Origin of the sequence: Mucilaginibacter sp., assembly GCF_965201005.1 — a bacterium.
In the GTDB taxonomy this organism is placed as follows: Bacteria; Bacteroidota; Bacteroidia; order Sphingobacteriales; family Sphingobacteriaceae; genus Mucilaginibacter_A.
In genome coordinates, this window is record NZ_OZ241747.1 from 1,805,947 (window position 1) to 1,817,592 (window position 11,646).

An 11,646-nucleotide genomic window follows, 5' to 3' on the forward strand; every position below is an offset into this window, starting at 1 on the left:
AATATTATATACTTCTTTTACTGCCTGTTTTTTGGTGGTTTTATACTGATTTTTGATCAGTAAGAATTATTTAAGCAAAATTTACACGCTTAAAAGAAGTATAATTAACCTGGCTGAGCAAAAATCAACAGTACCTTATTCTTTACTGGCAAATGAAGTATGATAACGATAAGTTAATGATATGTTTACATGCTTCTCACATCAAAAATGTTTTTTTGCAGCAAACACGCACCTGTGAAAAAATACCTGCTTCTTTTGCTGCTCTTTATTTATTCTACAATTGCTTTTGCTGCCGGTACTGCCATTGTAAAAGGTACGATTACTGATAAGCGCAGCCGCGAACCCATGATTGGCGCGGTAATCACCCTTAAAAATACTAAAACAGGCGGTAAAACTGCTACTGCTACAGGTTTGGACGGCAGTTACCTATTTAAAAATGTTTCGGCAGGAAGTTATGAGCTGGAAGGAAAATTTATTTCTTATTCGGATACCGAAATAATATTTACCGTTGCAGAAGGTGAAGTAAAAACCGCCAACCTCGAGTTGGAGGCCAAAAACACCAGCCTGAAAGAAGTAACGATTGCAGGCAAAACCGGCGGCGGCACAGATCAGGCAGCAAGGCGGATCGAGCAGCGGTCAGACCAGGTTTTAAACGCGGTTTCAGCCAGAACGATTGAGGTTTCGCCAGATATTACGGTGGCCAACGTGATGCAGCGTGTTTCCGGAGTTTCTGTAGAGCGCAGCAACAACGGCGAAGCGCAGTATCCGATTATCCGCGGGATGGAAAAACGCTACATTTCTACGCTGGTAAACGGCATCAAAATATCAAGTCCGGATAACAAAAACCGTTATGTACCGCTGGATATTTTCCCGGCAGATATTATTGACCGTCTGGAAGTTTATAAATCCCTCACCCCAAATATGGAAGGTGATGCAATTGGCGGCGTGGTAAATTTAGTGCTAAAAAATGCACCCGATGTTTTTACCGTACAGGCCAATCTGGGCACGGCCTATGCGCAAAGTATCGCGGCAAACGGTTTCACTAAATTTGACCAAAGCACCGGTTCCGGCCGTTCACCACGCATCAGTAACGGAGACAATTACATTGCCACATTAAAAGATTTCCCGAACATACCGCAGCATTTTGGTAATATAAAAGCACCGCTGGCTACGTTATTAAATTTAAGTTTAGGCGGCCGGACAAATGATAAAAAGTTTGGGGCGATTGCAGCCTTCAGTTATCAAAACCAGTATAAAAACACCAACAGCGTTTTTTTTGATACGCAGGTTGCCCCGGCAACCAACGAACCGGCCGTACAAAGTATTTCCCGCAGAAACTACAGCACACAGCAGGCGAGAAGTGCGGTAATTACCAAGTTTGATTATAGATTTAACAAAGAAAACAACCTCACTTTAAACGCATCTTACATCAACCTCACCCAAAACCAGTATCGTTTTAACTCGGATACCAGCTTAACTTTGGGCCGCACCGGCATTGGTTACGGTCGGGTTACCCAAGTTCCCAGAACGGTGCGCACGATCCAGCAGGTGTATAATTTTAATTTGCAGGGAAACCACGAGGCAGCAAAAAACTTTTGGATCAATTGGTCGGCAGTGTATTCTAAAGCTACGGCAAATGATAACCGCTCTTCTGTTGCCCTAATTACCGGCCGTGTTTTGCAAACAGATGGTTCTGCCTTACAACAGCCAGTTACTGTGGATGCTTTAAAAGGGCAAACCCGGATTTTTGGTTACAATTCCGATCAGGATAAAAGCGGTTATTTAAACTTTATTTACGCCCCCCGGATTTTTGGAACAAAAGTAGAGTTTAGTGCCGGTGGCATGTACCGCAACAAAACCCGGAACAGCACTTATGATAACTATACCTTAGCATTGCCGGTTTCTAATTCAACCCAAACTTACAACGGAAATATTGATGAGAACAAGGTTGTGGTTTCTACCGTTCAGGGAACATCCAACGATGCGTTGAACTATAATTTTACCGAAAATGTAGGTGCCGGATATGGTCAGTTTAAATTTATCATTGGCAAATTGCAAACCTTGGGTGGTTTGCGTTACGAACATACCAACCAAAACTGGTTTAGTGCAATACCAAATACACAGGTTGGCAAAACCGGTTCTATCAAATATTTTGATCTACTGCCGAGTTTAAATTTTAAATACATGCTGAACAAGCGGCAGAATTTAAGACTGACTTATTATTCGGCCATCAGCAGACCCGGCTTTTATGAGCTGATCCCGCATACCGGCGGAGATCCGGATGCCGATTATCAGGAAGTTGGCAATCCTTATTTAAAACGTGTAACTGCGGAAAACTTTGATTTGCGGTATGAATTTTTTCCGAAAGCATTAGACCAGTTTCTGGCAGGTATTTTTTACAAACGCATCAACAACCCAATTGAATACACGCTGGAAAAATCTGGTTTAAATTACGTTTTAAAAGCTGATAATTTTGGTACAGGTTACAATTATGGTTTCGAACTGGATATAACCAAATACCTGCGCAACTTTGGTATCCGGGCAAATTATACTTTTACAAATTCGCAAATTACAACCACCAAAATACAGGATTACCGCGATGCGCAAGGCTTTTTAACTAATCGTACGGTACTGCAAAGCCGGCCGTTGCAAGGGCAATCCAAAAACATCGGTAACCTTTCTTTTTTGTATAAGCAGCCTGAAAACGGTTTTGATGCCCAGGTTTCAGTGGTTTACACCGGCGCGCGTATTAATACGGTTTCTACCTATTACCAAAATGATGTTTGGCAGAAAGGTTTTGTCACGCTGGATTTATCCATCGAAAAACGCCTGTTCAACAAAATGTACGGTTATGCCAAAGCAACCAATTTGCTGAACACGCCTTACGAACTGGAAATCAGGCGGCCATATCCAACATCGGCACAAGCTGTTGAACTGCAAACTGCCGGACAAAATACTTTTGTACGAAAAGACCTTTATCAGCAACATTACCTGATCGGATTGCGCTATAAACTATAATTCCATCACTATGAATCAAAAATTAAAATATTTGCTTTTGGCCGGCGGATTAATGCTGCTGTTGAACGCCTGCCACAAAGCAGAGCTGGTGGATATTTCTGTTCCGGTGGTGCAGGCCGGAAATACCATTAAATCTGATACGCTGAAAGGCAGTGTAAAAGGTACAATGCTAAGTGGCAAAACCTATTATTTTAATTCCGACATTACCATAAACGATGGTGATACTTTGCTGATGCAAAGCGGTGTTAAGCTGATTGCCCTGGGCGATGGCAAAACGGCCGCAACCGCACCCGAAATTTTTAACCATGGTACATTTATCAGCTTGGGGACAAAGGGGCAGCCCAATTATATCACCGTAAAAAACGCTGCCGATCTGCACACGCAGGCCGCAGCTCAAAACTACACCAATGTTTTCCAGGGTTGGTGGGGCGGCATGGTTTGTACGCCCGCCGCGCCAACTGCAGCCAACCCAACGCCAGCTGGTGGTGATGTGATTATCAAGTGGACACATATAGAGTTTGCAGGTTCTCCCGCCGGTGCCAATAATGAAACTGCCGTTTACAAACAGGGCGATCCGCGCTATAATATCTATTTTGGCAACATCAAAAAGAATTTTATTGTAGAAGATTCCTGGTTTTTTGGGGCCAAAGATGACAATATCCGGGTGGTTGGCGGCAAAATCAGCATCATGCGCAACACGTTTGAACTTTGCGGCGGCGCAGGCGGCGAGTTTGTGAACATGAAAAGCGGCACCGTTGGCGATCTGGCTTTTAACATGTGTATCGGCTCGGCCACAAATGCTTTAAAAGCTTCTGATTCGGGCACATCCGGAACGCAATGCAACGTAAACATGTACAACAACACCATTGTAAACGGTGGTTACCGGCAAACCAAAACCGGCCGCGGCGGCAGTATTGATTACGAAGCCGGTGCCAGAGGTTTAGTTTACAACAACCTGATTGTTAACTGCCGCTTTGGTGTGCGTATTACCAACGATGCCGATGTGGCAAATGTGGTTTACGGCAACCAGTTTTTTTATGGTTACTCGGCAGCAATTGTTGGTCAGTTTTATGCAAGCGATGGCATTGGTAAAGGTGTCGGCGTTTCAAAATCAACTGATGTTATTTCAGCCATACCACAACAAAATAGCCCGATGTTTTACGGTTATGATGTAAACAAGTATAACTTTACAACTAATCCGGGGCCGGTAACAGCCAATCTGCAACCTTATAATTTACTTGCGGTTGGTGCAGCTAATTTTAATCTACAGACAGCTTCGCCCGGGATCAACAAAGCCAAAACAGATTTTTCTCCGCTAAAAGCAGTAACCACAACCGGCAGTTTCGGTGCAGACGTTACGCTTCCCGGAAAAGATATCGGTGCTTATCAGGAAGGCGGAAATGGCAATCTGCATTAAGCAATTGTTTTTACCGGTGCTTCTTTTATCGGTATAAATTTTATCGGTTTACATTGATGACAAAAAACCGTTATAGCTGACTAATTTTATGCGATAAAAGAAGCATGTAAACCTTTCAGATCAACCCGAGACACATTTCCTTCAACTTAAAAAATGAAATTACTTAAACTGATTTTTATACCAATATTTATTTTTAACACGGCACAAACTGTTGCCGCCCAAAATTGCAAAGTTGAATTTTTGGGTACCAAAACCTTATACCAAAAACCGGAGAATCCAAGTGCTGCCGCTCCGGCCGGTTATTTACCGGTTTTTATCAATTATGTTGGTCGGCACGGCGCGCGGCACCTCACCAAAAATATAAAAACCAATTACGCTTATCAGCTTTTGTTTCGGGCAGATAGCTTGCATGGTTTAACGGAAAAAGGGCAGGAGCTGAAACAAATGGTTTTGAAGCTGGAAAAAGTTGAGCAAGGAAATACCAAATTTATCTCTGCAGAAGGCCGGGCGGAGTTGCATGGCATTGCCGGGCGGATGGTGCACCAATATCCTACTGTTTTTGAGGAACCGTTAAACATTAAACTTTCTGTTACCAAAGAAATCCGGACGGCGCAAAGTGCCGATGCTTTTTTTACCGGTATAAATTCATCAACCTCAAACAAACCGCTGATCACTAAAATTACGGACGATACCAACTTGCGCTTTTACGATTTTTCGCCAGCTTACGATGTGTATAAAAAAAGTGATGCAGTTAAAAAAAACCTGAAACTGCTGCAAAAGCAAGAACGGATCAATCTGATTGACAATAGAATAGCCAAAAATATTTTTAAACCGCTTTTTGCAGAAAAACTTAGTGCAGATGAAACCGAAAAGTTTACTGCCGAAATTTTTGGCTTTGCAACAATTGTTTATTCACTGCAAAATGAAATTGCCCGGGCCGGGTTTTCCACCGCAGAGTTAAATTTCAGCACTATTTTTACCTGCGAAGAATTAGGGCATTTGGGCTCGGTCGGGGCAGCGGAAGATTATTTAAAAAAAGGACCTGCAAATAACCTGAACGGTATCCAGGTAAAAATTGCGGTGCCGCTGCTGATCAATTTTATTAAAACAACAGATGAATTTATAGCTACCGGAAAATACAATGCGCAGTTGCGTTTTGCACATGCAGAAACCATTTTGCCTTTCGCCGCAATCCTGGACATCAGTTCTGCCGATAAAACGGTAGCCGATTTAAGTAAGCTGAGCCAGTTTTGGCGGCCCGAAAACATTGCACCGTTAAGCAGTAACATTCAGTGGGTTTTGTACCGAAAAAAAGGTTCTAAAAATTGCCTGATAAAAGTATTGCTGAACGAGAAAGAAATACCTATTACTGGTTTGGCCACAAAAAATTTCCCGTTTTATACCTGGGATGATTTGAAAGGTTTTTACCTGAAAAAGCTTTCTGCCTGGAATATAAAGTTGGGCACAGACATGGTTTTGTATTTGAAAAACTTACATTGAGGTAGGTTTAAACTGCCGGTTAAAATCATAGGTAGCAGTTTGGTCTTGTTCAGATTTATATTTGCAATGCTTCTTTTATCACCTAAAAAACGGTAAAGTATGATCCGCTTTTTAACAAAAATATTTTCGTTTAAACCAGGTTTTGAAACCATAATCAAGGGCGATAATAGAAGCATGAACTTTACTTTTTGGGAGAAGGTTTGAGGTGAAGTGATGCTTCTTTTACTAACCTTTTTTCAGTAGGAAAATCAGGCGGTAAAAACAGTATTGCCTTGAAAAATAAAACCTGGTTTCTCCGCAGAAAACCTTAAAGCATAACAGATTTGTTTTTATTTTGCAGCATGTTTAAACAAAAATTTCCCAGCCTGTGTGTTATCTGTTTTGGGTTGATGCTTGCCGCCTGTCATCCGCCCCAAAACAAAAAAAACGCAGTAAATGAAGAGCAGAATATGCACTTTAGTTATGATGACAGCACGCTGACCAACAAAATTTTGCCGGTGATGATGCCGTATAACCGCTTGATTGACCCGGCAGGCAAAGTGGTTTCTTTTGGCAGTCCGGACTTGGAAAACCACAGTATGGACGTGAAACTGATTGCGGGCAGCAGCGAAATTGTGGTGGAGGACCGGTACGGGATAGCAGTGATTGATACCACAACGCAGAAAGTTGTTGGCCGGTGGACCTACAGCGACGACCCAAAACTGACCGGTTTGATGAGTACGTATTCAGGTTTGAAAGTTTGTAAAATTGATAACGTTGATTATATTTTCTGGAGTGCGGCGGTTTCCAACGGTTCCAGGTCGCGTTCGTGCGTGTTGCAGGCTTCCTGGGAAAATGGCCGGTTAAAAGTAGTGAACGTACTTGATTTTAAGCCCGAAAAACCATCGCCGTTAGCGTTGCCCAACGAGGTTTTTATTAACCCGGAAAATGGCGAAAACTTTTTATACGTTGTTTTGAACGGCAATAATCAGCTGGTAAAAATCAACCTTAAAAACAGTAAAACCGTGTGGACGAAGCCTACCGGCGTGGCACCATACGGCATCAGTATCGTGCAAAATAAAATTTTTGTGAGCAATTGGGGCGGCCCGGTCCCAACCGATACCACGCGCGAAACGGCGGGCGTGCCTTACGGCAAAACATATATCGACCCAAAAACCGGCGCAACCGCCAGCGGTACGGTTTCTGTTTTTGATACCGAAACCGGAAAAAGTTTGAAAGAAATAACCGTTGGCCTGCATCCGAATGCCATCGTCAACAGCAGCGATGGTAAGTTTATTTATGTGGCCAATGGCAACAGTGATATGGTTTCGGTTATTTCTGCCCAAAACCTGCAAACGGTGGAAGAAATCCCGGTAAAATTAATGCCTGGCAAAAACAGCTTTATCGGCGATACGCCAAACGCGCTGGCTTTAAGCGGTGATGATAAAATTTTGTTCGTGGCGAACGGAATGGACAATGCTGTGGCCATGATAAAATTAGGCGTAAAAACAGCATCGGCAGGTTCGGGCAAAAGTGAGGTTTTGGGTTTTGTGCCAACGGAAGCGTATCCAGGAGGACTGGCGGTTGACGGCCAAACGCTTTTTGTGACCAATCTGGAAGGGGAAGGTTCCCGCGTGGGCAGCAGTGAAACGGGCAAAAGTGCCAGGGCCGAAATACCAACCAGTGCCGTGCCCTCGGCTACAAAACCGGCCGTAAAAGTTGCCGCAGGCGCAATTCCGACCGGTAAATCTGTGGTAGGTTCGGTTGCGGCAGCCCCGGTCCCGGCAGATGCAGATGTTGAGGCTTACAATTCACATCACCAAAAAGCCACGGTTTCGATTATTTCCATCCCAAACCAATCACTATTAGATCAATATACCAAACGGGTGAAAACACTGAATTTAACTTTCAGGCAGGATATTGCACGCTTGCTTCCGCGCAAAAACATCGCCCCGAAACCTATGCCGGAGCGTATTGGCGAACCTTCGGTTTTTAAACATGTACTGTATATCATCAAAGAAAACCGCACTTACGATCAGGTTTTGGGCGATATGCCGGAAGGGAACGGCCAAGCGTCGCTTTGTATTTTTGGCAACCAGATCACCCCGAACCAGCACAGTTTGGCGCGTAATTTTTTGCTGTTGGACAATTATTATGCTTCCGGAAAATGTTCTGCCGAAGGCCACCAATGGACGGATGCGGCAATGGTGACCGATTACGTAGAGAAAAGTGTGCGTGCCTGGTTCCGCAGTTACCCGCACGTGCAGGAAGATGCGCTGGTGTACGACAGCAATGGTTTTATCTGGAACAATGCCGCCGATCATGGCAAAACGGTACGCATTTACGGCGAAGCTTGTCAGCCGCATTTTGACAATAAGCTTAACTGGACAGCAATTTATGAAAATTACAAAGCCGGAAAACCATTCAAATTTTACAACACAAGCACTATTTCGCGTGTTCGGCCCATGTTGTCGCAAAATTATCCGGGATCAGACGATCATCGGGTGAACGAGCAATTACGGGCAACAGCCTTTATCAGCGAATTGAAAGAGTATGAAAAAAAACCGGGCGACCAGCTGCCGAATTTAATGGTGATGGCTTTGTCTTCCGATCATACAGTGGGCACACGGCCCGGTTTCCCTACGCCGGCAGCGATGGTGGCCGATAACGATTTGGCGTTGGGGCGGATGATTGAAGCCGTTACCAAAAGCCGTTTCTGGAAAAATACGGTTATTTTTGTAACTGAAGATGATTCGCAGGCGGGCTGGGACCATGTTTCGGCTTATCGGACCACAGGTTTTGTAGTGAGCCCGTATTCGGTTTTCAAACATAAAATCTCTACCAATTATAACCAGGTGAGCATGGTGCGCTCTATCGAGCAGATTTTGGGAATCCCGCCGATGAACGTGATGGATGCCACCGCTTTGCCGATGTTTAAATGTTTTACCGCCAAACCTTCTGCCCAAACCTATCAAAGCCTGGCCAACCAGATGCCGATTGATCAGCTTAACCCCAAATTAGCCGCATTAAAAGGGATGGCTTTGCATTTTGCCAAACTTTCACTCCGGCCGGAATACGATCATATTGATGGCGGAAACGATGATGTGATGAACCGGATTATTTGGTTTTCGGCCAAAGGGAAAAAGCCTTATCCGGCCAATTTAGCAGGCAAGGATGTGGATGACGATTGACGCTGCTGTTTAAAGCTGGCAGTTAAGGCTTTTGCCAAAAAACAGGTGATAAAAGAAGCATCGGCGTAAACTTTAACTGCATTGCCTTTAGCGTCTGGCGGTTGTGGCGATTAAAATAGAGGTATAATTTGCTTGTAACCGTTTGATTTTCAGATGTGTTTTATCAGCTCTGACGAAGTTTTTAGATTATCAAATATGCAGTTTAAAAAAAGCATTGTACCGGTTTTGTTTCTCCTGATCGGCTTTTCTTCATTTGGCCAGACTTTGGAAAGGCCGTTACCGTTATCAACCCGGCAGCAATATGTTCAGGCTAAAAACTACTTTCTGCTTACGCTGATGCAGCAATCTCCGCAGGTAAAAAAAATGCTGGAAAATGATTTGGTGTTCTCAAAAATCGCTTCTGCCAAAACAGACAGCTTGCGGCAATCACTTTTGGCCTGTAAAAACAGTATGTGTTTTGCAGAAAAAGCTAAATTTACAGACGCGGAAATTACACTGATCGGCGATGAACTGTTAAAGTTATATCAGCCTAAAAATGCCCTGGGCATATTAGTCAATCAACAATTGATCCCTTCGGGTAAATACAGTTTTTATGATGGTTTAAAGCCGGAAAACCTGCTGCAAAAAGCCTGGCAACAAGATGCCGCCGGCATTAACCGCGTGATTGATGTTTATGCGGAAGGTAAAAAACCCAATTATCCGGCCATAGATTCTATCAGTTTTAAGGTGTATACAAATTCGGCTGCTGATTTGTTGTATGATTGTTCGGCTTCCGTTTTGCAGGATTGTAAAGATACTAAGCTGTTTTTTTTGCCCTCGCTGATTTATGCTTTGCGTTGTCTCGAAATCAATGACCGGGACCAGGCAGGGGATTTTGAGCCGATGGCCGAAACCGTTAACAAGCAAGCGGTTGGCCGTATTAAAACCATCAACTGGAAAAACTATAAATACACGTTGATTTTAGTGCCGGGAGCCGGGCCGGAAATGCCGGAAGAAGCTTTAAGTGCCGAAGGGATGCTGCGCTGCCGCATTGCCGCCCATCATTACCTGGAAGGAATGGCACCGTTTATTATGGTTTCCGGCGGCAAAGTGCATCCGTATAAAACCAGGTTTTGCGAGGCGGAGGAGATGAAAAAATACCTGATAAAAACACTGTTGATACCCGAAAACGCCATTTTGATGGAGCCGCACGCCCGCCACACCACTACCAATATGCGCAACTGTGCCCGGCTGATTTATCAATATAAAATACCTGATAATCAACCGTTTCTCACCTCAACCACAAAATCCCAAAGTTATTATATTACCAAGATGGCGGCGCGCTGTCTGAAAGAATTGCATTATGTGCCGTACAAAACCGGGCAACGGCTTAGTGACAACGACCAGGAATTTTACCCCGTAAAAGAAGCATTGCAGATAAATGCCGATGAGCCGCTGGACCCTTAAATATTAAAATTTATGAAATATTTTGTTTGTATATTGTTTTGTTTTGGGTTGACGAATGGTTTTCAAAAAGTGCCAAATCTGAAAATAAAGCAGGAAATCACCATTGATTCCCTTGGTGCCTGTCAGGGCGTTTCTTATCAAAACGGAGCTATTTATTTTTATGGCGATAGGGAAGTTGGCATGATGCGCAAGTTTAAAATAACTGGCAATAGCTTGGTTTATCAGCACAAAGAATACAAATTTACGGTTGGCGGCAAAGATGTAATCAATCATCCGACCGGGATTGCTTTTCATGGTGACGCGCCGGTTTTTATCGGTAATTCCATCCGCTTAAACCCCGAAGGAACACGATGGAAAGCGGTTATTTATTGCATAAACTGGCCCGGACTGTTAAAAACCGCAACGCTTGACGGCAACATAATCCAAACCATTGATGACGATGCCTGCATACAGGGAACTCGGCCGGAATATGTGCGATACAAAGGTAATTGGTTTGTGGCCACGGCAGATTATGGCAACAAGCAAAATGAAGTGCGTTTGTACAACCCGGAGGCTTTAAAAAATTGTACAAAAACCTCTGCACCAGGTGTTTTATACAAAAAGTTTAGCTGTGGGCCATGGGTGCAAAATCTTTTCTGGGTGAAAAACAGCAATATTTTGGTGCTGATCCAGAATCAGGTTGAAGGAAAAAAATGGCGGTTTACTTTTGTTGATCTGCAAAAGTCTATTACAGTAGGAAAAGAATCAGTGGTAAAAGTAATAGAAACCGATCGTACAGATGAATTGGAAGGTTTTGCTTTCTTGGGTAATTTAAAAACAGGGATTGCCGTTACATCTTCCAAAACACATAATGTTAATTTAATGCAATCAGAATTATAGCCGATAAAAGAAGCATTGGTTTAAACTAACATGCTTCTTTTACCGGTATAAATTTGGTGTTGAAATTTTCTAAAACAATGTTTCCATAAGGTTAAATGCTTTCGATATTTAACCGGAATATTAACAAAACGATAATCCGCCCAGTACCTTTTCTTAAAACCGGCAGCGATAATTTTGCGGTATCAACGCAAGAAATCTATGCAAAAAAAGATTTAC

General features: G+C 43.3%; 6 protein-coding genes. All 6 read left to right on the forward strand.

What is annotated here, in order from left to right; genetic code table 11:
• The first annotated feature begins 234 nt into the window (after positions 1-234).
• The 6 genes from ACOFKR_RS08390 (at position 235) to ACOFKR_RS08415 (ending at position 11,430) form a co-directional block, all read left to right on the forward strand.
• Entirely contained in the window at positions 235-3,018 is a 2,784-nt protein-coding gene (locus ACOFKR_RS08390) for a TonB-dependent receptor domain-containing protein (RefSeq protein ID WP_419803571.1), read from the forward strand.
• A gap of 10 nt (positions 3,019-3,028) precedes the next feature.
• Positions 3,029-4,435: a hypothetical protein gene (locus ACOFKR_RS08395; protein WP_419803572.1), complete on the forward strand. Its 1,407-nt coding sequence runs from the start codon at positions 3,029-3,031 to the stop codon at positions 4,433-4,435.
• A gap of 153 nt (positions 4,436-4,588) precedes the next feature.
• The gene (locus tag ACOFKR_RS08400) at positions 4,589-5,935 is read left to right on the forward strand and encodes a histidine-type phosphatase (RefSeq protein ID WP_419803573.1); all 1,347 of its coding nucleotides are present in this window, start codon (positions 4,589-4,591) and stop codon (positions 5,933-5,935) included.
• 389 nt (positions 5,936-6,324) lie between these two features.
• Positions 6,325-9,105, forward strand: a complete 2,781-nt coding sequence (locus ACOFKR_RS08405; protein ID WP_419803574.1) for a bifunctional YncE family protein/alkaline phosphatase family protein — start codon at positions 6,325-6,327, stop codon at positions 9,103-9,105.
• Between the two features lie 195 nt (positions 9,106-9,300).
• Complete coding sequence (locus ACOFKR_RS08410; RefSeq protein WP_419803575.1) at positions 9,301-10,551, forward strand: YdcF family protein; 1,251 nt, start codon at positions 9,301-9,303, stop codon at positions 10,549-10,551.
• 12 nt (positions 10,552-10,563) lie between these two features.
• The gene (locus ACOFKR_RS08415) at positions 10,564-11,430 is read left to right on the forward strand and encodes a hypothetical protein (RefSeq protein WP_419803576.1); all 867 of its coding nucleotides are present in this window, start codon (positions 10,564-10,566) and stop codon (positions 11,428-11,430) included.
• Positions 11,431-11,646 lie beyond the last annotated feature (216 nt).